21 protein-coding genes are annotated in these 25516 nt (G+C 36.1%); 12 read left to right on the top strand and 9 right to left on the bottom strand.

Features of this window, described 5'->3' with window-relative positions; translation table 11 throughout:
- Positions 1-21: 21 nt before the first annotated feature.
- A complete protein-coding gene (locus P178_RS0110100) occupies positions 22-1038 on the bottom strand; it encodes a LacI family DNA-binding transcriptional regulator (RefSeq protein WP_027066118.1) in 1017 nt (338 codons plus the stop codon).
- Positions 1039-1187: 149 nt separating this feature from the next.
- On the opposite strand from P178_RS0110100, the gene P178_RS0110095 reads away from it, so the two are divergent.
- The 8 genes from P178_RS0110095 to madM all read left to right on the top strand — a co-directional run bounded on the left by P178_RS0110095 (position 1188) and on the right by madM (position 9830).
- Positions 1188-2234, top strand: coding sequence for a sugar kinase (locus tag P178_RS0110095; protein WP_027066117.1), 1047 nt, complete (start codon positions 1188-1190; stop codon positions 2232-2234).
- 44 nt (positions 2235-2278) lie between these two features.
- Positions 2279-3499, top strand: coding sequence for a 6-phosphofructokinase (locus tag P178_RS0110090; RefSeq protein ID WP_027066116.1), 1221 nt, complete (start codon positions 2279-2281; stop codon positions 3497-3499).
- An 8-nt stretch (positions 3500-3507) separates the two neighbouring features.
- Positions 3508-4176 (top strand): bifunctional 4-hydroxy-2-oxoglutarate aldolase/2-dehydro-3-deoxy-phosphogluconate aldolase, encoded by a 669-nt coding sequence (locus tag P178_RS0110085; RefSeq protein ID WP_027066115.1) that lies wholly within the window; start codon positions 3508-3510, stop codon positions 4174-4176.
- A gap of 291 nt (positions 4177-4467) precedes the next feature.
- Positions 4468-6132 (top strand): tetratricopeptide repeat protein, encoded by a 1665-nt coding sequence (locus tag P178_RS0110080; protein WP_027066114.1) that lies wholly within the window; start codon positions 4468-4470, stop codon positions 6130-6132.
- Between the two features lie 3 nt (positions 6133-6135).
- On the top strand, positions 6136-6801 hold the full coding sequence (locus tag P178_RS0110075; RefSeq protein ID WP_027066113.1) for a response regulator: 666 nt from the start codon (positions 6136-6138) through the stop codon (positions 6799-6801).
- A gap of 415 nt (positions 6802-7216) precedes the next feature.
- Positions 7217-8695, top strand: coding sequence for an acyl-CoA synthetase (locus tag P178_RS0110070; protein WP_027066112.1), 1479 nt, complete (start codon positions 7217-7219; stop codon positions 8693-8695).
- 11 nt (positions 8696-8706) lie between these two features.
- Positions 8707-9081 carry a malonate transporter subunit MadL gene (madL, locus tag P178_RS0110065; protein WP_027066111.1) on the top strand — a complete coding sequence of 125 codons (375 nt, stop codon included), beginning with the start codon at positions 8707-8709 and terminating at the stop codon, positions 9079-9081.
- A 2-nt stretch (positions 9082-9083) separates the two neighbouring features.
- Positions 9084-9830, top strand: a complete 747-nt coding sequence (gene madM, locus P178_RS0110060; protein WP_027066110.1) for a malonate transporter subunit MadM — start codon at positions 9084-9086, stop codon at positions 9828-9830.
- A gap of 32 nt (positions 9831-9862) precedes the next feature.
- Here madM and P178_RS0110055 read toward each other — a convergent pair whose 3' ends face one another.
- Genes P178_RS0110055 through P178_RS0110045 form a run of 3 tightly spaced genes read right to left on the bottom strand, consistent with a single transcriptional unit; the run spans position 9863 to position 16640 of the window.
- Positions 9863-10750 carry a transglutaminase N-terminal domain-containing protein gene (locus P178_RS0110055; RefSeq protein ID WP_027066109.1) on the bottom strand — a complete coding sequence of 296 codons (888 nt, stop codon included), beginning with the start codon at positions 10748-10750 and terminating at the stop codon, positions 9863-9865.
- A gap of 2 nt (positions 10751-10752) precedes the next feature.
- Positions 10753-13314, bottom strand: a complete 2562-nt coding sequence (locus tag P178_RS0110050) for a circularly permuted type 2 ATP-grasp protein (protein WP_027066108.1) — start codon at positions 13312-13314, stop codon at positions 10753-10755.
- The gene (locus tag P178_RS0110045) at positions 13314-16640 is read right to left on the bottom strand and encodes a DUF2126 domain-containing protein (RefSeq protein WP_027066107.1); all 3327 of its coding nucleotides are present in this window, start codon (positions 16638-16640) and stop codon (positions 13314-13316) included. The genes P178_RS0110050 and P178_RS0110045 overlap by 1 nt, the downstream gene beginning before the upstream one ends.
- A 240-nt stretch (positions 16641-16880) precedes the next feature.
- Between P178_RS0110045 and P178_RS0110040 the strand changes: the two genes are divergently transcribed.
- The 4 genes from P178_RS0110040 (at position 16881) to P178_RS0110025 (ending at position 19579) form a co-directional block, all read left to right on the top strand.
- A complete protein-coding gene (locus tag P178_RS0110040; protein ID WP_027066106.1) occupies positions 16881-17282 on the top strand; it encodes an OsmC family protein in 402 nt (133 codons plus the stop codon).
- A gap of 111 nt (positions 17283-17393) precedes the next feature.
- Positions 17394-17936, top strand: coding sequence for a DUF4287 domain-containing protein (locus P178_RS0110035; RefSeq protein ID WP_027066105.1), 543 nt, complete (start codon positions 17394-17396; stop codon positions 17934-17936).
- 79 nt (positions 17937-18015) lie between these two features.
- Entirely contained in the window at positions 18016-18906 is an 891-nt protein-coding gene (locus tag P178_RS0110030; RefSeq protein ID WP_027066104.1) for a cation diffusion facilitator family transporter, read from the top strand.
- A gap of 202 nt (positions 18907-19108) precedes the next feature.
- On the top strand, positions 19109-19579 hold the full coding sequence (locus tag P178_RS0110025) for a DUF305 domain-containing protein (protein WP_027066103.1): 471 nt from the start codon (positions 19109-19111) through the stop codon (positions 19577-19579).
- Positions 19580-19611: 32 nt separating this feature from the next.
- Here P178_RS0110025 and P178_RS0110020 read toward each other — a convergent pair whose 3' ends face one another.
- The 5 genes from P178_RS0110020 to P178_RS0110000 all read right to left on the bottom strand — a co-directional run bounded on the left by P178_RS0110020 (position 19612) and on the right by P178_RS0110000 (position 25403).
- Complete coding sequence (locus tag P178_RS0110020; RefSeq protein ID WP_036146023.1) at positions 19612-20502, bottom strand: flavin reductase family protein; 891 nt, start codon at positions 20500-20502, stop codon at positions 19612-19614.
- Between the two features lie 31 nt (positions 20503-20533).
- Positions 20534-21769, bottom strand: coding sequence for a fumarylacetoacetase (fahA, locus tag P178_RS0110015; RefSeq protein ID WP_036146516.1), 1236 nt, complete (start codon positions 21767-21769; stop codon positions 20534-20536).
- Between the two features lie 17 nt (positions 21770-21786).
- Complete coding sequence (locus P178_RS0110010; protein WP_027066100.1) at positions 21787-22941, bottom strand: homogentisate 1,2-dioxygenase; 1155 nt, start codon at positions 22939-22941, stop codon at positions 21787-21789.
- 162 nt (positions 22942-23103) lie between these two features.
- Complete coding sequence (gene hppD, locus P178_RS0110005) at positions 23104-24234, bottom strand: 4-hydroxyphenylpyruvate dioxygenase (protein ID WP_027066099.1); 1131 nt, start codon at positions 24232-24234, stop codon at positions 23104-23106.
- A gap of 62 nt (positions 24235-24296) precedes the next feature.
- On the bottom strand, positions 24297-25403 hold the full coding sequence (locus P178_RS0110000; RefSeq protein ID WP_027066098.1) for a pyridoxal phosphate-dependent aminotransferase: 1107 nt from the start codon (positions 25401-25403) through the stop codon (positions 24297-24299).
- Positions 25404-25516 lie beyond the last annotated feature (113 nt).

Below are 25516 nucleotides of genomic sequence, written 5' to 3'. Positions count from 1 at the left end.
TAATTTCAATAACGCTTTTTTTTATTCAGATGAACTTCTAACTATTAATTCTGAATCTAGTATTATTTTATTCAAAGATTGTACAACAACATCACTTTCTAAATATCCCAAAAAAGTTTCAGCGGCCAGCTTACCTATTTGCTCACTATGTTGATTAATACTAGTAATTGAAGGAGTAACCAAAGAAGTGAACGGCTCATTTCCAAACCCCACCAATTTTATTTCTTCGGGTACTTTTATTCCTTTTTCCTTTAAAACCTGTAGAGAACCCAAAGCAGCATAATCACTTGCTACATAAACCGCATCTGGTCTATTTTTTAACGCCAACAATTTTTCTATTTGTTGCCTTCCATCTTCTAAAGTCAAACTACTTTCTATCAATAACTCATCATCATGTGGCAAGTCGTGCTTTTTTATCGCATCGATATAACCCCTTATTCTGTTATTAAAAATTCGCGTTCTTCTATATCCGCCAATATGTGCTATACGCTTACAACCTTGTGATACTAGATGATCAACAATCATATGACTACTCTTATAATCATCGATACCAACATAATCCACATTTAAATCATTCTCCCCCCTATCAAAAAGAATTAGCGGAATTCCATAAGATTTTATTTTTTCATAATAAGATAAATCGACCGTCTCATTCGCCATAGATGCAATAATACCATCTACCTGGGTATACAATAGGGCATCAATATTCTTACATTCCTTTTCAAAAGACTCGTTAGATTGTGTGATAATAATATTATACCCGGCTTTATTGAGTACCTCCTCCATGTTTTCAACCACCGATGAGAAAAAACTACTATTAGTCCTAGGCACTATTACCCCTACTAAATTGCTTTTTCCTTTCCTAAGAGCACTTGCTAAATGATTAGGTTGATAATTTAATTCTTTGGCTACTTGCTTAACTGCTTTTTTGGTTTTTACGCTAATGCGCGCATCATCGTTTAAAGCTTTGGAAACAGCTGCGGTAGAAATACTTAAAACATTAGCAATGTCTTTTAAAGTTGTTCTTTTTTTATTCAACTTCTTTATATATATTTGTTTAATCGATTAACCAAAAGTAAGACTTTAATTAACTTAATCAAAAAATGTCTTTTTTGGTTATTTTTTACCCTAATTGGTTAATCGATTAAACAAGCAATAAATTATTACATATTTAACTAATAGTCAACATGAAAAAAGTAGTAACATTCGGGGAGATAATGCTTCGCTTAGCACCTCAAGGATTTTTAAGATTTTCACAAGCCAATAATTTTGATGTCGTATACGGTGGTGGAGAATCTAACGTAGCGGTTTCTTTAGCTAATTATGGTGTTCCTGTAGATTTCGTAACACGTTTACCAAAGAATGATATTGGTGAATGTGCGATGATGGAAATGCGTAAAAGAGGTGTTGGAGTAGATAAAATCGTTTATGGTGGTGACCGTTTAGGTATCTATTTCTTAGAAACCGGAGCAGTATCTAGAGGTAGTAAAGTAGTTTATGACAGAGCACATTCGGCAATTGCAGAAATTGAATCAGGAATGATTGATTGGAATGCTGTTTTTGAAGGTGTTGAATGGTTTCATTGGACAGGTATTACGCCAGCAATATCTCAAGGAGCCGCTGATGTTTGTTTAGAAGCTGTTAAAGCTGCAAGTGCAAAAGGAATTACAATCTCTACAGATTTAAATTATAGAGCTAAACTTTGGACATACTGTGACGATGCTCACAGAGAAAAAGTAATGGCTGGTTTAACTGAGTATTGCGATATTATTTTAGGGAACGAAGAAGATGCTGAAAAGCATTTTGGAATTCACCCAGAAGGATTGGATGTTCATAAAGATGGTGCCGATGTTAAAGCGGAAGCTTTCTTATCTGTATGTAAGCAAATGATGAAGAAATTCCCTAAAGCTAAAAAGGTAATTACTACTTTAAGAGGTTCTATCTCTGCATCGCACAACACATGGGCAGGTGTATTATGGGACGGTTCTAAAATGTACGAAACACGCCAATACCAAATTACAGATATCGTTGATAGAGTTGGTGGTGGAGATTCTTTCATGGGAGGTTTGATCTACGGATTATTAAAATACCCAGAAGATGACCAAAATGCATTGGACTTCGCAGTTGCTGCATCATGTTTAAAGCATACAATTAAAGGAGATGCCAACCTAGTAACAGTTTCTGAAGTAGAGAAACTAATGGGTGGTGATGCTTCTGGTAGAGTTGCTAGATAATTCAACTCAATTATAACACTTAGAATATCCTTTAAAATCTAAATATGTCTAAAAAATCTGTTTTAATTCTTTGCGGTGGCGGACCTGCACCAGGTATAAATACCGTTATCAGTACCGTTGCAAAAGCATTTTTAAAAGATGACTACAGAGTATTAGGACTTCATGAAGGTTTTAAAGGAATATTCGATAAAAATCCTAAAATCAAGGAGTTTGATTTTTTCTATGCAGATAGGATTTTTAGCAGGGGTGGCTCAACATTAATAATGAGCCGTTTTAAACCTAAAAACGAAAAACTAAACACTAACCTGTTTATTGATAATAATGTAAAACTGTTGGTAAGTATTGGTGGTGACGACACTGCTTCTACTGCCAACAGAATTACTGGATTTTTAAAGAAAGAAGGAATAGCTATTGCTAATATTCACGTACCCAAAACCATTGATAACGATTTACCCTTACCAGATAGAAACCCAACATTCGGTTTTCACTCCGCAAAGGATGAAGGTGTACGTATTGGCAATACAACTTATGAAGATGCACGTACCAGCCAAAACTGGTTTGTAATGTCTACTATGGGGCGTTCCGCAGGGCATTTGGCATTTGGAATTGCAGCAAGTTGCCACTTTCCAATGATGATTATTCCTGAAATGTTCAACCGTACTTCTATCACTTTTGATAAAGTGGTACGTATGGTAATTTCTTCCATGATCAAACGTAAAATTGAAGATATCCATTATGGTGTAGCTCTAATTAGTGAAGGAGTTTTTCATAATATGCCTGAATCTGAATTGGATAAATGTGGTATTAGTTTTACCTATGATGATCACGGACATCCAGAATTAGGGAATGTTAGTAAAGCGCATATTTTTAATATGCTGGTTCAAAAAAAATTAAAGGAGTTAAGTATTGATATTAAAAGTAGACCGGTTGAACTGGGCTACGAATTACGCTGTTGCAGGCCCATAGGTTTTGACCTTACACTATGTACGGTTTTAGGTCTAGGCGTAAAAAAATTATTTGACGAAGGTAAAAGTGGCTGTATGGTCACCGCTAATTCTAGAGGGGAAATAACGCCCCTATTCTTATCGGATATTCAAGATGAGAATGGCAAAATTGCACCTCGTTTGGTAGATATTAATTCAGAATTAGCTGAGTTATGTTTCCAAAACCTATTCTATGTAAACGAAGGTGATTATAAGGAAGCAAAAAAATATGTACCCAACCCTTCAGAATACGATTTCAACAAAATTTTAACCGAGAAATAAAAATACAAATGGCACAATATTCAAGAATAGAAGTAGCAAATGTAATGAAGGAATCTGGTATGGTCCCTTTGTTCTACCACCCAGATATAGAGTTAGGTAAAAAAATATTACAAGCTTGTTATGATGGTGGTGCAAGATTAATGGAATTTACCGCTCGTGGCGATTTCGCTTTTGAAGTGTTTTCTGAATTAAACAAATACGCAATTAAAAATCTTCCAGGTATGATTATGGGTGTAGGATCAATTACAGATGCTGCAGCTGCTTCATATTATATGTCTATTGGCGCAAATTTTATTGTAACACCTTCTTTAAGAGAAGATATAGCAATTGTTTGTAACCGTAGAAAAGTATTATGGTCTCCTGGCTGTGGTTCTTTAACGGAAATAAACAAAGCCGAAGAAATGGGCTGTGAAATTGTAAAATTATTCCCCGGAGACCTTTACGGCCCTGGTTTTGTAAAAGGAATTAAAGGACCTCAACCTTGGACAAGCATAATGCCAACAGGTGGTGTAAGTACAGATGAAGCCAACCTTAAAGCTTGGTTCGATTCTGGAGTTACTTGCGTTGGTATGGGATCTAAACTTATCAGTAAAGATATTTTAGCAAATAAAGATTACGCAGGATTAGAAGCTTTGGTTAAAGATACCTTAGCCAAAATCAAAAAAATGCGTTCATAAAGTATAAAGGCATCCTTAAATGAATTAAACACTCATTTTCTGTAGCCTTATAAAAGTGCATATTTAAGTTGTTAGTTGGAAAAGAGCATTAAAATCTATGGCATTACGTCAGATTTTGTGCTCTTTTTGTTTTTATATTACCAAAACAGAATACTGCCGTTCAAAATTAAAACTACCTAATTATTTAACTATCAGACAGATAAACTTTACGCCTTTAATTAATGTAAATTTTACACGTTACATTACTTAAATCAGAAATGTAAATACACAAATTGTTTTTACTTTAGAGGAATGGAATACAAAAAAGTGCCATCTCCCAACCATATATTTTTCCTCTTTATTTGGATTTTACTACTACCTTTTTATTCCATAGCACAAATATCAAATGACACCATTCGCTATTACCATAATGCCATTACAAACCCATCTGTACCACTAGATCTTCCTTCTGGAATTCAATTCTTCACCAAAAAAAAACAGATTGATTTAAAAACAAACGACACCTTAAGCGCCATATATGATTTAAGGTTATTATCTATTGCTGAATTCAAAATTGGAAACAATTTTAATAGTGAAAACCACATTGTTGAAGCGCTAGACCTTATACAATCGATGACTTCAGGAGATACGTTGATTAATGCAAAAGTTGGTCTTTACAATCAACTTGGTAGAATTTATAGAGCTTCAGATAACTTTTCGGAAGCCATAAAAACTTATGACAAAGCTTTAGCCATTGCCCACAAGCTAAATGATAGTGTTGTTATTCTCAACAATAAAGCAAACATATACAAAGACCTAACAGAATTTAATAATGCCTTAGGCATTTATACATTACTAAATGATAAACGTTCGCAATTAAATAACGACAACCAAAAATCTTTGATAATTGATAACCTTGGGTATATACAATCTAAACTTAATTTACCAGAGGCTTTTGAAAATCTGCAGAGTGCTTTAGCGCTACGAGAAAAAAATAGTGATCTCATTGGTCTTCATGCTAGTAATACCCACTTATCTGAGTATTATTTAGACAAAAAAGATACTACCAATGCTATTATTTATGCAGAAAAAGCGCTGTCTTTATCTAACAAAATCAATAGTAATTCCTTTAAACTTGAATCCATTTCTAAACTTATGGATATGAATAAAAATCCACTTATTCATGAATATAGAAAATTGACCGATAGTATTGCAAAAGCCAAACAAGTTGCCGAAAACAAAAATGCTTTTCTAAAATATAATGTAGCTGAAGAACAGAAAAAAACACAAGCCAGTAAATTACTTCAAGAAATTGAATCTCGTAAAAGACTAGCATACCAATCGCTTGCCTTTGTCATTTTTCTAATTTTAATTGGCTCCTACTTTATTTATCGTAATAGATATAGAAAAGCGAAGATTGAAGAAATCTATAAGACAGAAACCAGAATTGCCAAAAAAGTACATGATGAAGTTGCAAATGATGTGTATAAACTAATGGCTTCTCTTGAGAATAATTCAAATATCGATAACAAGTTGATAGATGAAATGGAGAAAATTTATACTAAAACAAGAGATATTTCGAGAGAAAATAGTGCAATTGACCTTAATCAAGATTTTGGCATTCAATTAAATGATTTGCTGTTAGGTTATAAAAACGGTAATGTAAATGTAATAACCCGTAACCTGTCTAAAATACCTTGGAACACTATTCATGAACTAAATAAAACTGCTATTTACAGGGTATTACAAGAGTTAATGACAAATATGCGTAAACATAGTCAAGCGACTTTTGTAACCTTGGTCTTTAAAAAAGTGGGATCAAAAATTCATATAAATTACCGTGATAACGGAGTGGGATGTGATCTTTCTAAAAAAAATGGACTTCAACATACGGAATCCCGTATCGCTTCTTTAAAAGGAACTATTATTTTTGAATCTAAGCAAGGTGATGGCTTTAAGGCATCAATAATAATTTAGCGCATGTTCAAAAAAGTTTTAATCGCAGAGGATATGGAAGACATCAATAAAGGTGTACATACCCTACTGACAGAGTTAGGAGTTTCACATATTGATCAGGTTCAATATTGCGATGACGCGTATTTAAAAATCAAAAGAGCTGATCTTGATCAAGAACCTTATGATTTGGTCGTCTCTGATTTGTCTTTCAAAGTAGATCATAGATTACAAACGTACACTTCTGGACACGCTTTGGTGGAGAAGTTAAAGGAAGAATTCCCCGACCTTAAGGTAATCGTTTACTCTGTAGAGGATAGACTGCAAGCCGTTAGAACCCTTTTCAATCAACATAATATAGATGCCTATGTTTGTAAAAGTAGAAACGGACTTAAAAACTTAAGTCTTGCCATTAGCGAAATAGCTGAGGGTAAAACTTTCTTATCTCCCGAAGTGTCCAATGCTTTTAGCAGCGCAAACGAATTAGAAATTGATGACTATGATATCTCCCTGTTAGACAATCTAAGTAAAGGATTATCACAAGATGAAATAAGTGCTTTGTATAGAAAAGAGAATATTTCACCTGCCAGCCTAAGCTCTATAGAAAAACGACTTAATAAATTACGTATCCAGTTCAATGCCAACAATGCCATACATCTTGTGGCAATCGTAAAAGATTTAGGTCTAATATAAAATTAGAATTTTTACATCACTCTTACGGAAAACCGTAACTCCGTTTTACAAAATGCGCTTAGTTTTGAAATCGTATAACTAGAAATTTAAACACTAAACATAAACTATAACTTTTAATACTATGGCCATCCTGCTGAAGAGGTATTTCGGGGGAACTAACCAACTTGGCAGGTATGGCTTTTATCTAATATTCAAAGAGACTAAATACTTATCTGCCGAGGTTGTTTTTCTAAATTTCATCAATTCCTTTTTAACAAAAAAAATACAACTACATCATTAATCTCATCAAAATTTCACCCCTAGTATATCAATATCACATTAAACTCTTGAATGTGTAAATATCCTTTCAATTTTGGCTTTTTCAGAATTGGTGCTTACCTTGTTTGGCAGTCTATTTTTTAAGCAACCATAAACCATGATAACATTAATTGAAAGAGCCAATTCGTTCAGCGAACGAATTGCCATTAAAAGTGATGGCCAAAAGTATACATACAATCGATTATTAGAGCAGTCAACATCCGTTGCCGCTTACCTTCTACAAGACCAAAAAGATTTAGACGAAGCTAGAATTGCATTTCTAGTTCCTTCTAGTTTTTCATATGCCGCCGTTCAATGGGGAATTTGGAGAGCTGGTGGTATTGCTGTTCCTTTATGCGAAAAGCATCCCTTGCCATCAATTCAATATGTACTAGAAGACACTAAAGCAACTACAGTCATCTATACCGAAGCATTCGAAGAATTGCTTTCGCCTCTTTTTAAAAGCACCAATATTCAATTTCTAAAATATGCAGATATTACTCCTAAAAAATGTGAGTTACCCACAATAACCTTAGACCGAAGAGCACTTATCTTATATACAAGTGGCACTACTGGGCTACCTAAAGGTGTGGTAACCTCTCATGCCAATATTGAAGCACAAATTACGGCGCTAACAACGTCTTGGGAGTGGAACAAAAATGACCATGTGCTGAATGTTTTACCACTGCACCACGTACACGGTATCATAAATATGTTGAGTTGTGCCTTATGGAGTGGTGCCTGTTGTGAGTTCTTACCAAAATTTAGCCCGAAAGCTATATTTGATATTTTCTCAAAAGACGCGGTTAATGTATTCATGGCCGTACCCACCATTTATTTTAAATTAATCACCTACTTCAATGAACTTCCCCAAAATGAACAATTAGCAATTTCCGACCATTTGTCCAAATTTAGGCTCATGGTATCAGGGTCTGCTGCATTGCCGGTTAGTGTTTTAGAAGAATGGAAAGATATAAGCGGACATACATTATTGGAACGTTATGGAATGACAGAAATGGGCATGGCAATCAGTAACCCATTCAACGGCACACGTAGACCAGGTCATATTGGTCAACCATTACACGGGGTATCTATTCGACTTGCAGATGAAAATAACAATGCTGTTGCTGTTGGTGAACAAGGAGAAATTCAGATTAAAGGGCCTAATGTATTTAAAGAATATTGGGGGAAACCAGATGCCACGGCAGAGACATTTACGCAAGACGGATGGTTTAAATCTGGCGATATAGCCATTTTCGATATTGATAGCTATCAGATTTTAGGTAGAAACTCTGTAGACATTATTAAATCTGGGGGTTATAAAATCTCGGCATTGGAAATTGAAGAAGTACTGCGCACACATCCGAATATTAAGGATTGTGGCGTAGTTGGTATTCCAGATTTAGAATGGGGTGAAATTATTGGTGCAAGTATCATCTTAAAATTCGGAGAGTTATCTACCGATGATTTAACCTCGTGGATTCAAGAAAAATTACCAGCTTACAAAACTCCTAGAAGGTTTTTTTTTCAAGATGACTTACCTAGAAATGTTATGGGTAAGGTTACCAAAAACGAAATTAAAAAACTGTTTATTTAAAAAATCATCCAATGAAAATTTACGGGGTAGCACTATTGGCAGCATGTTTTTTAGTTGGAAAACTATTAGGGAATCTCTTAGGAAAACTGATTAACATTAATAGCGATATTGGAGGAGTTGGCTTTGCGATGATTCTATTGATCGCATCTAGTATTTACCTTCGAAAAAAAGGATGGTTAGTTCCTGAGACAGAGAAAGGCATCTTGTTTTGGAGTTCCATGTATATTCCGATTATTGTTGCAATGGCCGCAACATTGAATGTAAAAGCAGCCGTCTCTGGTGGCTTCGTTGCTGTCGTTGCCGGCATTGTAACCACTTTTGCATGTATGATGCTTGTACCGGTACTTTCCAAAATTGGTAAAAATGATACTAGCCCTAAAAACTAAGTATGGAAATCATTGATAAAGTCATTGCTAAAAACGGACTCATATTTGCCTTTCTCTTTGTTGGTTTTGTAATGCTGTTTTCATTTTTAATTTCTAAAAAGCTCTTACGTAATAAAATACCTGGTGTTGCCATTGCCATTCTCATTGGTTTGGCGCTCGCATTTACAGGTAATAAAAAAGGTATGGCCGATATTCCGCTTTTTGCTGGCATGGCAATTTTAGGCGGTTCCATGTTTCGAGATTTTGCTGTTGTAGCTACAGCCATGAGTGCCGATATTTCAAAAATTAAACAGGCCGGACTTGCAGGTATTATTTCGCTATTTATTGGGGTAACCGTGACCTTTTTTTTAGGTGCAACCATTGCTTATTTCATGGGGTACACCGATGCTGTAAGCATGACCACCATTGCTGCGGGCGCAGGCACCTACATTGTAGGACCTGTAACCGGTACAGCATTAGGAGCCAGTTCAGATGTGATTGCTATAAGTGTAGCAACGGGTGTTATTAAAACAATTTTTACAACTATCATCACACCTGTAATCGCAAAAAGAATAAAATTGGATAATCCGCATGCGGCAGTTGTATTCGGCGGTCTTATAGGTACTACGAGTGGTGTAGTAGCCGGTTTGGCCGCAACTGACGAGAAGCTTGTGCCTTATGGAGCTTTAACAGCTACATTTTATACTGGGGTTGGATGTTTGTTATACCCTTCAGTTTTTTATCTGATCTTAAAGTTCTTCGGGTTTTAGTTTTACAGTTAATAAACTAGCTATATAATTTATCATACGGAAGCTATATCAACTGATACATGCAATTTACTCTGTCCACTGCCGTACACTACTCCTTTTAAAGGCGGTACATCATAATAATCTCTGCCCCAACCCACTACAATATGCTGGTCTTTGGGTATTTGGTTATTGGTAGGGTCAAAATCTACCCAACCAAAACCTGGTATAAAAACAGCGAACCATGCATGCGATGCATCGGCACCTACCAACTTCTTTTTACCCGGTGCAGGTAATGTTTCTATATACCCACTTATATATCTCGCAGGTAAACCAATCGAACGAATGCAGGCAATGGCTATTTGGGCAAAATCTTGACAGACACCCTTCTTCTCTTTCATTACCTCTTCTATCGGAGTAGATATTGTAGAGAATTCTGAATCAAAATCAAAATCTGTATAAATACGTTGCATCAATTCATAAGCGGCTTCAAATACAGACCTTTCCCCTTTAAAAGAAACCTCAGCATAATCACGTATCGCCTTATCTGTTCTTCTTATAAAAATAGACTCTAATATGTATTGCTTAGCCTCTAGAATTTCTGGGTGCATGCCATTTAATGCTGCTAATGCATCGTTCATCGTTATACTCATACAGGCATCACTATTGAAAGATTCTTGAAATTGAGCATACGCTCTTTTAATTTTACTTCGAGTAGTAACCTTTAAGGTTTTATGTTCTGTCTGTATAGAAAAACGGGTAATATAATTACCGAAGAAATCTACTCGCTCACTTATCTCTGCCGGCTCTGGCGAAATATCAATACTGTATTCTAATAACTCTTGCCCTTTAGATTCTCTTGGGCGTAGCGTGGCTATATTATGACAATAGCTTACAGGAGCATTATAATCGTACTTAGTAATATGTGTAACGTTAAATATCATAATCAAATAGGAAAAGACTGCGTAAACAATTGGGTTTGCTTGTCTGTATGATTGAAATAGGTATTGGAAATGGACTGCGATGCCTTGTACAACAAATCTGAAAGCTCCTTTAAAAGCGTATCTAAATCTTCTCTTTTAAAATCTGTTTCTGATTTGGTCATTGCCAACTTTGTAGACTCTGCCAACCTCAACTTAGAAAATGCCTCGAAAATATACTTTTGATAATTATTTAATTGATGGTCATGCTTAGAATGTGGCAAACGTGCAATATCTTTTTGAATTCTATTAATCATAAAGGTCAACGAACGTGCATAGTCTAAATCTAACACTACCAAATCTAACACATGTGCCAACTCTATATGAGAGCGATAACTGTATCTATAAATATTTAAGCTTTCATGACTGGTCAATAAATATTCTAGCAGATCATACTCAACCTGCTCATCATACTTTATAGTCAATAAGGCTCTACATTTGGTAATATTTAAAGTGCTTTGCTCTAATTGTAAGCCTATGAAGTATAATAACAAACCTTGTTGTACCATAATGCTTTCTTCAATCAATCCCATAAATGCAATTAAGCGGGTAATTAATTGATTCAACACTTTTAAAATTTTATTGATTGAATGGTCTTCACCTTCTACCAAGGCATTCCATAGTTTTTGTATATTGTCAAACACACGCCACATGTCTGATGACCAAAGATTGCGAATGGAGTAATAGGAATTACTGAACATACTAATAGTATGTGCCAAACTACCTATTCTATTTTTATCTAAAATAACGGATAGCATCTCTTCATACGGATTGTCCATTGCCAGATTACCGTTCTTATCCTTTTCTACAAAACCTGGGTATGTACCCGTTAACTGAGTAACTGCTTTAAACAGTACTTTAAGCTTCTCAGAATCTGGCTTTTCATCTCTGTTCTGCACTATTGCCATTTGGCGCATTACCGTACGCAGAAACCGTGCATTGACCAATGTACGACCTACATAACGACCTGCCCAATATAAATTCTCGGCTGTTAAACTTGGCAGATCATCAAGACCAGAAATAGCAATCGATGATTTCTTTTGCCACTGCCTGTTTTTGTCTTCTTTTATTTCTGCATCATCCAAAATCCAAAAATCTTTACTTGTACCGCCTCTTTGGTTTGAAACTCTTACGGTTTCACCATCGGGTGCTACTCTTACCAAACCGCCTGGCATAACTGAATATTCACCTTTTGATGCAATACAAAATGATCTAGCGACCACATTTCTAGGTTCTAGTTTATCTTTGGAAAGATTAGGTGCGGTTGAAAAATTAATTCGCTCTTGCGCAACAAAACGATAAGGGCGCTCTATAATAACTTTTTTAAGCTCTTCTAATTCTTTAGCGCTCATTTGCTCACAAAAGTATATACTCTCTCTATTGGTGCGATCTATTCTCTTTATTACCAATTCAGATATATGCTCTAGCACATAGTTTCTTTCTTTCTCTTGCCCACACCACCACGACGCAATCTGAGGTAATTTTAATTCTTCCTCCAAAAAATACTTTGCAATTGCAGGCATAAAAGGAATCAATCCTGGATTTTCAATTACTCCGCTACCAATAGGATTGATGACAGCTACATTTTTTCTTCGTACTACATCTAGCAATCCGGCAACGCCCAAATGGGAATCTTCACGCAATTCTAACGGATCTGTAAACGCATCGTCTACTCTACGTAAAACTACATCTATCTGCTTTAAACCTTGCAATGATTTCATCCACAGAAAACCATCTCGCACTACCAAATCATTACCCTGAACTAACGGGTAGCCTAAGAACGAAGCCATATAGGCATGCTCAAAATACGTTTCGTTGTGCGAACCGGGAGTTAATATTACAATTGTTGGATTCTCTTTTTTACCTGGTGCCGCATCAATAAGCATTTGATTGAATTCTTGAAAGAAACCAGACAATCGCTTTACCTTCATTTCGGCGTACATATCTGACAGAATTCTACTTGTAGTAGATCTATTCTCCAATGCATACCCCATACCTGAAGGTGCTTCTGTACGATCATTAACTACCCACAATCGCCCATCTGTACCACGACAAAGATCTGCTGCATAAATGGATAGATACTGTTCTAATTTAAGTTCCATACCAGAACATTGCCTTAAAAAACCACGGTGACCATAAATAACTTCATAGGGCACAATGCCATTTTTTATAAGCTTTCGTTCGCCATAGACATCTTTAAGAACCAAATTGAGCAGTTCTGCCCTTTGCTTTAAGCCTGCCTCTACTTTTGTCCACTCATCTTGGTGCAACATAAAAGGAACCACGTTCAGGTTCCAAGGTCTGTGCATCCCTTTTGGGTCATTATATACATTATAGGTGACACCGTTCTCTGATAACAACCAGTCAATATCTTTTTGACGGGCGGTCAATCCTGTTATTCCTAAAGTGTCAAATTCGGTTAATAATTTATTCCAATAGGGCTTCATTCCACTGTTCAATGAATACATTTCATCATTGCCCTTTTGGGTATCATAATTATTAAACCCGCTGGTTTTCGTTGTTGGCATTACTTTTTTCGTAAATCGGTTACATGTGGATATTCAGGATTGACTGGCATTTCCTTATACACAAATGTATTTGAACCTGACTTAGGTTTTACCATTCTACCTTTAAAATTTGTTGTAGCGACCAATTCTTTCGGTGTCTCTTCATCTTGGGTCAAACCAATATCCCAAAACCTATTTATTCTTCTTGATTCCGCCTCAAGACTGTTTATAGGATAATTATCATAGGAAAGTCCGCCAGGGTGTGCCACAAAATAAGTACATCCTCCAATAGACTTTTGATTCCAATCATCTACAATATCAAATACCAATGGCGTATCTACACCAATAGTTGGGTGTAACGCCGACCAAGGGTCCCAAGCTTTAAAGCGCACACCTGCTACATATTCACCTTTTGTTCCGGTCGGACTAAGGTCTACTTTTATTCCGTTACAGGTCAGCGTATACCTTTCTAAAATGAAATTGTTAAGTTTTACCTGAATGCGTTCTAATGAAGAATCTACATAACGCGAAGTACCTCGCCCAGTCATTTCCTCACCCAATACATTCCAAGGTTCTATGGCCATACGAAGTTCTAATTGCATCGCATTTATTTCTACCATGCCATATAATGGAAAACGGAATTCGAAAAACGGGTCGAACCAATCTAACTTAAACGGATAACCCGCATCGTTTAATTGCCCAACAATATCTTTTATATCTTCTTTTACGTAATGCTCTAACAAAAATTTATCATGTAGTTCAGAACCCCAACGCACCAACTTATGCTTATAGGGCTTTTTCCAAAACCAAGATACCAATGTACGCACCAACAACATTTGCATTAAGCTCATTTGTGCGTGTGGCGGCATATCGAATGCTCGAAGTTCTAATATTCCCAACCTACCTGAAGAAGAATCTGGGGAATATAATTTATCGATACAAAATTCGGCCCTATGTGTGTTTCCTGTAATATCGGTCAGTAAATGACGAAACAACCTATCGGTCAACCAAAATGGCACTTCTTTATCGTCGGGTATTTGCGAAAATGCAATCTCTAACTCATATAAGTTTTCTAATCTAGTCTCGTCGACTCGTGGCGCTTGACTAGTTGGTCCTATAAATGCTCCTGAAAATAAATACGATAACCCAGGGTGATGCTGCCAAAAGGTCAATAAACTTCGTAGTAATTGTGGATTACGCAATAGCGGACTGTCTGCAGGAGAAACCCCGCCCAAGGTAACGTGATTTCCACCTCCTGTACCGGTATGCTTACCATCTAGCATAAATTTCTCAGTACCTAAACGTGCTTTTTTAGCTTCGGCATAAAGCGTCAATGTATTGTCGGTTAGCTCTTGCCAGTTGTTTGCCGGATGAACATTTATTTCAATAACCCCAGGGTCAGGTGTAACTTTCAATACTTCTAATCGATTATCGCGTGGCGGCTCGTACCCCTCTAAAATAACTGGAGTCTTCAGTTTTTTAGCAGTTGCCTCGATACTCGCAACCAAATCTAAAAAGTCTTCTGCACTATCTAAAGGGGGTAGGTACAAGTATAATTTATCTTCTCGAACCTCTGCACAAATCGCCGTACGTACAAAAGGTTGATTTTTGAGATTTCTTGTTGCATTTTTCCTTCTTCTTCTTCGTTTTAAATCGATGCCATAGGCTGGTAAATCAGGTCGTTTCTCAAAAAGTTCTGGCTCGGCAGTAGGTTCAGAAGGAATTTCAGGGTTTTTTGGTAAAGAGTCTAATGGTAATCGAAGCCCTATAGATGAATTACCAGGGGTCAACAATAAATGTTTACCTCTAAATTTCCATTGATTGGTTATCCATCTGCCTTCTTTTTTCACTAAAGGAAATACATGACCCACAGCTTTGCCAATACCTTGCTCTAAAATATCACCCAACTTACGACGCAGGTGCGTATCGTTCTTATTATATTTTTTTGGATCTACATCAATAGGCAATTTACCTTCTTCCCATAAAAAGTAAAAAGCATCTTCGTAAGCAGGTATGACAGATTCATTATCTGCTCCTAAAAATTTAGCCAATGTATTCAAGAACGCTTCTGTAATATTTACAGGCAGTTTATATTTTTCTGCAAAGGATGCCAATAATTTCGGTTCTCTCCAAATTGGCTCTCCATCCTTACGCCAATGAATTCCTATCAACCAACGGGGTAATGGTTCACCAGGGTACCATTTTCCTTGGGCATGATGCAAGACTCCACCTTTACCGAACACATCCATTAATTGTAAAGACAATTTACTTGCCAACTTACGTTTGTGCTCACCATCGGCCTCGGTATTCCACTCACCCGACTCCATATCGTCTACAGAAACAAATGTTGGTTCACCACCCATGGTTAATCGTACATCATTTGCCTGTAATTCATCTTCTACCACAAAGCCTAAATCATAAATGGCTTTCCATTGCTCTTCAGTATATGGTTTGGTAACCCGTGGAGATTCGAATATACGCGTAACAGAATTTTCAAATTCAAAAGTAGTTTCGGCAAAATCAGAAAATCCACTTACAGGCGCTGCACTTTCATAAGAGGGTGTACATGCTAATGGTATGTGACCTTCACCCGCCAAAAGACCAGATGTTGCGTCTAAACCGATCCAGCCTGCTCCTGGCAAATACACTTCTGCCCACGCATGTAAATCAGTGAAATCTTCTTCAGGACCCGATGGACCATCTAATGACTTTTCGTCGGACTTCAATTGTACTAAATATCCAGAAACAAAACGTGAAGCCAAACCTAAATGACGTAGTGTCTGCACCAACAACCATGCATAATCTCTACATGAGCCTAATTTACTACTTAAGGTTTCTTCACAGGTCTGTACCCCTGGATCCATGCGTAAGGTATAGTTCAAAAAATTGTATAAATCGCTGTTCAAACCAATTAAAAAATCTATACTACGCTTAGGTGTCATATCAATTTTACCCAACCACTCTTTTAAAAGCGGACCACTTTCAACCTTCTCTAAATAGGGTAGTAATTCCTTTTTTAATTCTTCGGAATACGTAAAAGGAAATTCTTCAACAGCTTCTTCAACAAAGAAATCAAACGGATTAATCGTTTTTAGATCAGCAATGATCTCAACATCTACCGAAAGTTCTGTAGTCTTTTCTGGAAATACGATTCGTGCCAAATAATTACCGAAAGGATCTTGTTGCCAATTAAAGAAATGATTCTCTGGTTTTATCTTTATTGAATACGATTCTATCGGAGTTCTACTATGTGGCGCAGGCCTCAATCTAAATATGTGTGGAGATAGGTTTATGCTTCTATCATAAATATATTTTGTCTTATGCTTAATTGCAACTTTTAACGCCATAGGTCGGTCTTATTTGTGTCTTACCTAATATAAGCACTTATAATCATAAGTATGCTTTGTAAGAAGCTAATCATCAAATTTTTGTCCATAAAATAATTGATGTGCCATAAATTGATAGATTGATAATGTTTTACCCGATTATATTATTTTTATACAGTTCTAATCATCCCATTTAAGAAAGAATTCATTCGTTCTTTTTTAGAAATATGGTAACTTGATAGTCAATCATAAAATATACCAATGAAGTATTCCATTTCCGCAAGTTCGACTTCAAAACAAAATGCCGCCCTCCATATTAAACAATCTGAAATTACTTTTGGAACTATTGCTGAATCATCGGATACGTTACCAAATCCAGCAGAATTATTTTTAGGTTCACTTGCTGCTTGTATTCTTAAAAATGTAGAGCGTTTCTCTGACTTTATGAATTTTGAATACACATCTGCTGAAATAAAAATAAGCGCTACTAGATTGGAAAAACCTCCAAGAATGGATGAAATCAATTATGAATTAATAATTAATAGTCAAGACAAAAGTATAAACCTGAACTTACTCAAAAAAAACATTGAAAAATTCGGAACTATTTTCAATACCGTATTAACCTCTTGCACTATTAATGGAAAAATTGAGATAGTATCCTGATTTAAAAATTGAGGTCTAAATCTGTTGAACATCAATTTCTGAAAAAGTTTTTATAGTTGAGAATAAATTTTAAAAATCGTAACTTATTTATCCGAATTTAAATGGACTAATATGGAAAAGGCACTGCAAACCATGATTGATAATATGCCCGAGAAAACCGGCAAGTCTTTAAATGAATGGAAATCTATTCTCAAAACAAAAACATTCGCTAAGCATTCTGAAGCTGTAAATTATCTTAAAAAAGAACATAATGTCACCCATGGTTTTGCGAATACCATAGTCACCTTGTCCAAAGAGGAAAACAATTCACCAGCTGATTTGGTCGACCAACAATATAAAGGCAAGGAAAACCTAATACCAATTTACGACGCACTTTTAAACGTTGTAAAAAGTTTAGGTGATAATGTTACTATTACCCCTAAAAAAACAACAGTAAGTATTATTCGCAAAAAACAATTTGCACTAATAAAACCTGCTACCAAAACCAGAATCGACCTCGGAATCAAAATTAAAGACAAGCCTACCACTGACCGACTAGAATCATCTGGACCGTTTGGTTCTATGTGTACCCACAGGGTTCAATTGATAGATGCGACCCAAGTTGATGCCGAGCTTAAAACCTGGCTCACTGAAGCATATAAAAAGGCAACATAAATTTGAATTCCTTTTCTAAATTATTCAATAAATACAGCTTATCACATATATTCACTTTTTGGTGTAGTACCTTTGCTTCATGAGCATTGAACAGACCGCAATTAAAACCACTTATTTCAGTATTATAGGGAATATATGCTTGGCTTTAATTAAAGGATTTGCTGGCTTTTTTGGCAATTCTTACGCCCTTATAGCAGATGCTATTGAATCTACTACAGATATATTTGCTTCCGTTTTAGTACTCTTAGGTTTTAAATATGCGGAAAGACCTGCAGATGAAAATCACCCATACGGACATGGAAAAATCGAACCTATTATCACATTTCTAGTTGTTGCTTTTTTGGTGGTTTCCGCCACGGTAATCGCATATGAGAGTATCGAAAATATTCAAACTCCACATAAAGTTCCTAAACCATGGACATTAATCGTTCTAGGAATCATAATTCTATGGAAAGAAATCTCATACCGTGTAGTTATCAAAAAGAGCGAAGAGACCAACAGCACTTCATTAAAAGCAGATGCGTGGCACCATAGAAGTGATGCTATTACCTCTATAATGGCATTTATAGGAATTTCGATTGCTGTTATATTTGGTGAAGGTTATGAAACAGCAGATGATTGGGCCGCACTTATGGCATCGGGCTTTATTCTGTACAATAGCTACTTAATTCTAAGACCTGCTTTAGGAGAAATAATGGATGAACAACGTTACGATGACCTCTTAGAAGAAATACGTATTAAATCATTAGAAGTACCGGGTATTATAGGTACCGAAAAATGTTTTATTCGTAAAGCGGGAATGAAGTTTCATGTTGACTTGCACGCCATGGTAGACGGTAATATCTCGGTTACCAAAGGGCATGATATTGCACACCTATTACAAGACCATCTCAATAAGGAGATTCCTAACCTAGAACATGTGTTAATTCATATTGAACCTGATGATGCTACACATCAAGATTATTTTTAGCCTCCATACCACCAAATAGATTAGTCCATTAGAAAAATTTTAATGCTTTCCATAGAATTTCTAACACAAAGGATATTATCGTTTTTCATTGTTTGTCTCATTTTTTAAATTAAGGCATTGAAGAAACTCCTTTGGTTCACCCTTATGTATGTGTCTTTCAAACCCGTATCACTTTTAAACAATAACAATTAACCAGAAATTTATGGAACATCCTGAAAAAAATGAAAACCAGAAATATACTACGTTTTTATTAATGTGTATTTGCTCTGGACTTTCCATGTATATAACCATGTATTTCAATACATATGAAATTAGCCATATTTATTTTAGCTGGACACGTTTATACATGACCCTAATTGGCGTTTCTGGCATGGCCATTATTATGTTCCTATTTATGCGTAAAATGTATACCAATAAAATAAAGAATATGACCATTGTAGGTGTAAGTTTATTGATAATGGGACTATCCACATTCTTGGTCAGAAATCAATTACCAATAAACGACATTGCATGGATGAAAGCAATGATTCCACATCATTCGATTGCAATACTTACAAGTACCAACGCCAACATCAATGACCCAGAGGTTCAAAAGTTGGCCGATGATATCATAAAAGCTCAAGAGCGCGAAATTATGCAAATGAAAGAAATGATCAAGAGGCTGGAGAATTAATAAACAAAATGTAAGCTACATTAAATGCCAGTTTATAGATGCAACAATGCTAAAGCATCTTCAGTTTTACCATCTGCTAACCACCGTTGCGCTAATTTGTGTATTTCTAAAACATCTTCAGCTCCATTTAAAATAGATTTTACCTCAGCGTGTTCTGTAATCTTGGCGATAGCTTCTTTAGTAGGCAATTCTTCTAAATTTCCTAATCTACCTAAATTATTGCCTGTTAGCACAACGCTATTTCGAACAGCTTCCGGTAGCATATCTACTCCTATTCCTTGGGTACGTATTGGTTTAGGTATTTCAAATAATGCATCACCATTTGCTCTGCAATACCAATTACCCCCCATGCGGGCAACTAAGTCTAATTTTGGAGTATCTAGATTTCCGTCAGCATCCAAAAACGCTTTCTTTACATGTATCTGTACCACTTTAGCCAACACCAAATTACCAGCTCCTGGTCCGTCACCCAATGCTATTACTTGATCTACCACACACTCAAAAGCTACAGGCGCCTCGCCTACTCTTGGTGGTTTTACTTTATCGCTTGGCACTTGAGTCAATCCGGCTTTTACAAACTCGTTTACGCCATCGCCATATTCGGTACTTGACAAAGACATTTGCTCTACCATATCATAATTCACGATATTGATCACCGTTTCTTTTACCTCCAACACATTCTCTAACGTATGCTTCGTAGTATTGTCACGACCTCTTCTAGAAGGGGAGAAAATCATGATTGGCGGATTTACACTGAATAGATTAAAGTAGCTGAACGGACTCAAATTTACATTGCCATCTTTATCAATCGTACTTGCAAAACAAATAGGTCTTGGCGCTACGGCAGATAATAGATACCCGTGTAATTCTTGTTGAGAAATACTGTTTGGATTTATAGAATTGATTTCCTCGTTCTTTGACATGTGTTATTCTTCTATTTTGTAAAGTATTCTTTTATTTACTTGGCAATATTGTTCCGGTTACTTGGCCAAAACCCACTCTCTTTCCGTCTTTTTCTGCAAAACCTCGCATAGTTACGGTATCATTATCTTCTATAAAAGTACGTTTGCTACCATCTTTTAATTCAAATGGTTTTTTACCGCCCCAAGAAATTTCTAATAATGATCCATATGAACTTTCGTCTTTGCCAGATATCGTTCCAGATGCCATTACATCGCCTACATTAATATTACATCCGTTTACGGTATGGTGCGCCAATTGCTGCATCATATTCCAATACATGAATTTGAAATTAGATTTGCTAATGGTGGTTTCTTCTGAAGTTGGCGAAGACATTCCGACCTCTAATTGAATATCATAATTTCTTTCTCCCTCGTACGCTAAATACAACAAGACTTCTGGTTTCTGTTCAGGACCTTGAACTTTGAATGGTTCTAAGGCTTCTAAAGTTACGATCCATGGTGACATAGATGATGCAAAGCTTTTTCCTAAAAACGGACCTAAAGGCACATACTCCCATTTCTGAATATCGCGGGCAGACCAGTCATTGAACAGCACAAATCCGAAAATATGTTCATCAGCTTCTTTTGTAGAAACGCGTTCACCTAACTCAGTACTTTTACCAACTACAAAGCCCATTTCCAATTCAAAATCTAAATTGCCTGAAGCTTTAAAAACTGGCACTTCCATATCATTGGTTTTCACTTGACCCATAGGTCTGTGAATATTTGTACCGCTAACTACAATTGATGATGCACGACCATGATACCCTACTGGAATATGCCTCCAATTTGGCAACAAAGCGTTTTCTGGATCACGAAACATTTTACCCACATTGGTAGCATGCTCTATACTAGAATAGAAATCGGTATAATCACCCACATGCACAGGCAAATGCATTTTTGCATCTTTTTGACCAACAAAAACTTCTGAATGATTTTTTAATGGTGAGTTTTCAATGGTCAATAATCGTTGCACATCTAAACGGACTTTATTAGTGATTTTCTTTCCTAATGCGATAAACTCATTTAAGGTTTTCTGTCGAAAATAAGATGCATCAACAGTTATTAAACCTAAGTCTGAAATTGCCGCTAAATCAACTATCTGCTCACCAATAGCCATGCCTGCTTTTGGGGTATCACCATTAACAGAGAAGACTCCAAAAGGAAGATTATAAATAGAAAAATCTGAATTATCGGGTACGGAAACCCATGTTTTTAGTGTTGTCAAGTGTTTACTTATTTCTGTTATAACCAAGATTGATAATAATCTCCATCATCTAATTTCATTGCATTTTCCGTAACCATTAAAGGTTTAAAAGTGTCAATCATTACCGCTAGTTCTTCTGAACCTTTTTGACCGATACTACGCTCTGCCGCACCTGGGTGCGGACCATGAGGGATACCTGCGGGATGCAAAGAAATATTACCTGGCTGCACTCCGTTTCTACTCATAAAATCTCCATCAACATAATACAGCATCTCATCAGAATCTATGTTCGAATGATTATAAGGTGCCGGTATCGACAGTGGATGATAGTCATACAACCTTGGGACAAAAGAACAAATTACAAAGGCATTTGTCTCAAATGTTTGATGTACTGGTGGCGGTTGGTGAATTCTACCGGTAATAGGTTCAAAGTTGTGAATGGAAAATCCGTACGGGAAATTATAACCATCCCAACCTACTACATCAAAAGGATGCCCAATGTAGACCATTTCATGCATGACACCTTGCTTCTTCACTTTTATCAAGTGCTCATCGGTATCGGTAAACGTTTCTAAATCTTGCGGCAGTTTATAATCGCGCTCACAAAACGGAGAATGCTCTAATAACTGTCCGAACCAATTGCGATATCTTTTAGGAGTGTAAATAGGAGAAAACGATTCTGCGTACAGAATACGATTGTCTTCGCTATCAAAATCTATCTGATAAATCGTTCCTCTAGGAATAATTAAATAGTCTCCATATTCAAAAGGTATTTGTCCAAAAATGGACCTTAAAACGCCAGTACCTTTATGAATGAACAACATTTCATCGGCATCGGTATTCTTATAGAAATACTCGCGTAACGATTTTCTAGGGGCAGCTACGCCAATAATAATATCGCTATTTACCAAAAGTGGTTCTCTAGCTTCCAAAAAATCATCTTTTGCCGGAGCATTAAAACTCACTAATTTCAACGAACGTATATTCTTCTCCAAAGCAATTTTAGGAGAAACATCTGTACTCTTCAATATCTCTTTGACCATTGTTGGTCTATTGTGGTGATATAATAAAGAGGACATACCGTCAAACCCTATAGTACCGAACAATTGTTCTGAATACAACTCTCCATCTTGTTTTCTAAACTGCGTATGCCGCTTAGGCGGCAACGCTCCTTGCTTATGATATATAGGCATATACGTTGATTTTACTCGAAAGTCGAGATTAAAAACTACGAGGCTTACCCCGAAAATTTGAATTTATGTTTTAAGAATACCTCATGAAAAATCCACGAGGTATGTAACTAATTCTTCTCTTAAAAATACGCTATTCTTGGTTGCTCAAGAAATCTGTTGAACTTATAAAGTTCCTCTTAATTCTTGCTCACGTTCAATAGCTTCAAATAATGCCTTGAAATTTCCTTTTCCGAAAGAAGTAGCTCCTTTTCTCTGAATAATTTCAAAAAACATAGTTGGTCTTGCTTGTACCGTTTTTGTAAAAATTTGAAGTAAATATCCTTCATCATCACGATCAACCAAAATACCTAGCTTTCTTAACGATTCAATATCCTCATCAATTTCACCTACCCTTTCAGTCAATACATCATAATACGTAGTTGGTATTTTCAGGAACTCAACTCCTCTACTTTTAAGATCTGAAACCGTCTTTACAATGTCGTCTGTTGCAACGGCAATATGCTGAACACCTTCACCTTCGTAAAATTCTAAATACTCATCTACTTGAGATTTTTTCATACCTGGTGCCGGCTCGTTAATTGGGAACTTAATACGACCGTTACCGTTACTCATTACCTTACTCATTAATGCCGTAAAATCTGTAGAGATATCCTTATCGTCAAAAGACATAATTTGCTTAAAGCCCATAACATTGGCATAGAAATCTACCCAATAGTTCATTTTACCCTCGTGTACATTACCTACCATATGATCCACAAATTTCAAACCTGTAGATGTTGGTTGGTAATCACATTCCCATTTTTGGTATCCTGGTAAAAATGTACCATTATAATCTTTACGCTCAACAAAAATATGAACTACCTCACCGTAAGAGTAGATACCAGAAGTAACCACCTTACCATGTTCATCTTTCTCCGTCTTAGGCTCCATATAACTTTTGGCTCCTCTTTTCATAGCCTCTTCATAAGCATATGTAGCATCATCTACCCAAAGTGCAGTAACTTTTACTCCGTCACCATGTTTATCAATATGTCTACCTACATCAGTACCACTTTTAAGCGGAGATGTCAATACCAATCTTATCTTATCTTGCTCTATTACATAAGATTCAAATTCTCTACTACCAGTCTCTAAACCTTTATACGCTAAAGATTTAAACCCGAAAGCTGTCTTATAATAATGTGCTGCTTGTTTAGAGTTACTTACGTACAATTCTAAATAATCTGTTCCATTGATAGGCATAAAATCTTGTGCCTCTTTGTGTTTGTTCTCTGCTTTTGTTGCTGTTGACATAGTGTTGAGTTTTATTTTTGTTTTATTAATTGTTGCTCCTGCAACATATATTGTAAAAAAAATTATGCTGTTGTCGTTTGGGTTTTCATTAAAACGGCTAAAGCGGCTAACAATGCTTTATTAGCTTCTCTGACACCAAATGAGATTCGTACTTTACCTGGAGCTCCAAAATTGCCTACAGGGCGTACCATAATACCACGCTGCTCTAAGAATGAGGTAAATTCCATATCATTGATTGGCGGATCTATTAGTACGAAATTACCTTGTGCAGGCCAGTATTTAATATTCAAAGCATCAAGTCCGTTCAAAACAAAGGTTCTTTCTTCTTTTATCAGAGCTACGGTCTTGTTAACAAAATCTACATCTTCCAATGCTGCAATTGCCCCTTCCAATGCCAATGAAGACAACAAAAATGGCTTACAGATTCTTCTCATATAGTTACTGATCTCTAATGGAGCATAGCAATATCCTACGCGTAAGCCTGCCAAACCATAGGTCTTTGAAAAGCTGTTAATGGCAATTACATTTTTGCCTTCTACAACAAATGGAAGACCAGATGTATAATCTTCTGCATCAGCAAAATGTCTATACACTTCATCTAACACCAAAATTACATGCTCTGGTAACTTTTCTATGAAGCTTCGCAATTCTTTCATAGGAATGTAATTTCCTGAAGGATTATTTGGAGAAGCAAGAAACACAAGTTTCGTTTTATCGGTAATAGCCTTTAGGATTCCGTCTAAGTTATAATCATAATTTTCGGTCATAGGCACATTAATTGCCTTTGCCCCCATCCAACGCGTAAAAGCTGTATAAGGTAGAAAACATGGCTGACTGACAATAACCTCATCATCTTCACTTAAGAATGCCTTAGAAATCATATCTATTATTTCTGAACCACTATTTGCCGTAATGAAATTGTCTGCAGTCAAAACCCCGTCAAAATCCTTTACTAATGCTTCTCGCAATCTGATATCCGTATTATCTGGATAAAAACTTAAATCATCAAGAGTTTTTGCTAAAGCTTCTTTTACTTTTGGAGAATAGCCTAGCGGATTTTCATTTGAAGAAAGCTTGTGTACCGTAACGCCATCGGGCATTACAATTTTCTTACCACCACCTTTGTAAGTGCTATCTTCTAATATATATTTCTTGAAACTTAGTTGCATATATTTCTACTTTAGACCATTTTACCCTATGTAAAAATACAATTATTTTTTAATATTGTTGCATTAACAACAATATTAACGATAAACTCCTTTACTTTTGGAAGAATAACATA

Source organism: Maribacter sp. Hel_I_7 (assembly GCF_000688315.1).
GTDB classification, from domain to species: domain Bacteria; phylum Bacteroidota; class Bacteroidia; order Flavobacteriales; family Flavobacteriaceae; genus Maribacter; species Maribacter stanieri.
This window is presented reverse-complemented; position numbering and strand designations above follow the sequence as displayed.

Coding starts and splice junctions, on each gene's coding strand:
- P178_RS0110095 (WP_027066117.1), top strand. CDS start 1,188: ATGAAAAAAGTAGTAACATTCGGGGAGATAATGCTTCGCTTAGCACCT.
- P178_RS0110090 (WP_027066116.1), top strand. CDS start 2,279: ATGTCTAAAAAATCTGTTTTAATTCTTTGCGGTGGCGGACCTGCACCA.
- P178_RS0110085 (WP_027066115.1), top strand. CDS start 3,508: ATGGCACAATATTCAAGAATAGAAGTAGCAAATGTAATGAAGGAATCT.
- P178_RS0110080 (WP_027066114.1), top strand. CDS start 4,468: ATGGAATACAAAAAAGTGCCATCTCCCAACCATATATTTTTCCTCTTT.
- P178_RS0110075 (WP_027066113.1), top strand. CDS start 6,136: ATGTTCAAAAAAGTTTTAATCGCAGAGGATATGGAAGACATCAATAAA.
- P178_RS0110070 (WP_027066112.1), top strand. CDS start 7,217: ATGATAACATTAATTGAAAGAGCCAATTCGTTCAGCGAACGAATTGCC.
- madL (WP_027066111.1), top strand. CDS start 8,707: ATGAAAATTTACGGGGTAGCACTATTGGCAGCATGTTTTTTAGTTGGA.
- madM (WP_027066110.1), top strand. CDS start 9,084: ATGGAAATCATTGATAAAGTCATTGCTAAAAACGGACTCATATTTGCC.
- P178_RS0110055 (WP_027066109.1), bottom strand. CDS start 10,750: ATGATATTTAACGTTACACATATTACTAAGTACGATTATAATGCTCCT.
- P178_RS0110050 (WP_027066108.1), bottom strand. CDS start 13,314: ATGCCAACAACGAAAACCAGCGGGTTTAATAATTATGATACCCAAAAG.
- P178_RS0110045 (WP_027066107.1), bottom strand. CDS start 16,640: ATGGCGTTAAAAGTTGCAATTAAGCATAAGACAAAATATATTTATGAT.
- P178_RS0110040 (WP_027066106.1), top strand. CDS start 16,881: ATGAAGTATTCCATTTCCGCAAGTTCGACTTCAAAACAAAATGCCGCC.
- P178_RS0110035 (WP_027066105.1), top strand. CDS start 17,394: ATGGAAAAGGCACTGCAAACCATGATTGATAATATGCCCGAGAAAACC.
- P178_RS0110030 (WP_027066104.1), top strand. CDS start 18,016: ATGAGCATTGAACAGACCGCAATTAAAACCACTTATTTCAGTATTATA.
- P178_RS0110025 (WP_027066103.1), top strand. CDS start 19,109: ATGGAACATCCTGAAAAAAATGAAAACCAGAAATATACTACGTTTTTA.
- P178_RS0110020 (WP_036146023.1), bottom strand. CDS start 20,502: ATGTCAAAGAACGAGGAAATCAATTCTATAAATCCAAACAGTATTTCT.
- P178_RS0110010 (WP_027066100.1), bottom strand. CDS start 22,941: ATGCCTATATATCATAAGCAAGGAGCGTTGCCGCCTAAGCGGCATACG.
- hppD (WP_027066099.1), bottom strand. CDS start 24,234: ATGTCAACAGCAACAAAAGCAGAGAACAAACACAAAGAGGCACAAGAT.
- P178_RS0110000 (WP_027066098.1), bottom strand. CDS start 25,403: ATGCAACTAAGTTTCAAGAAATATATATTAGAAGATAGCACTTACAAA.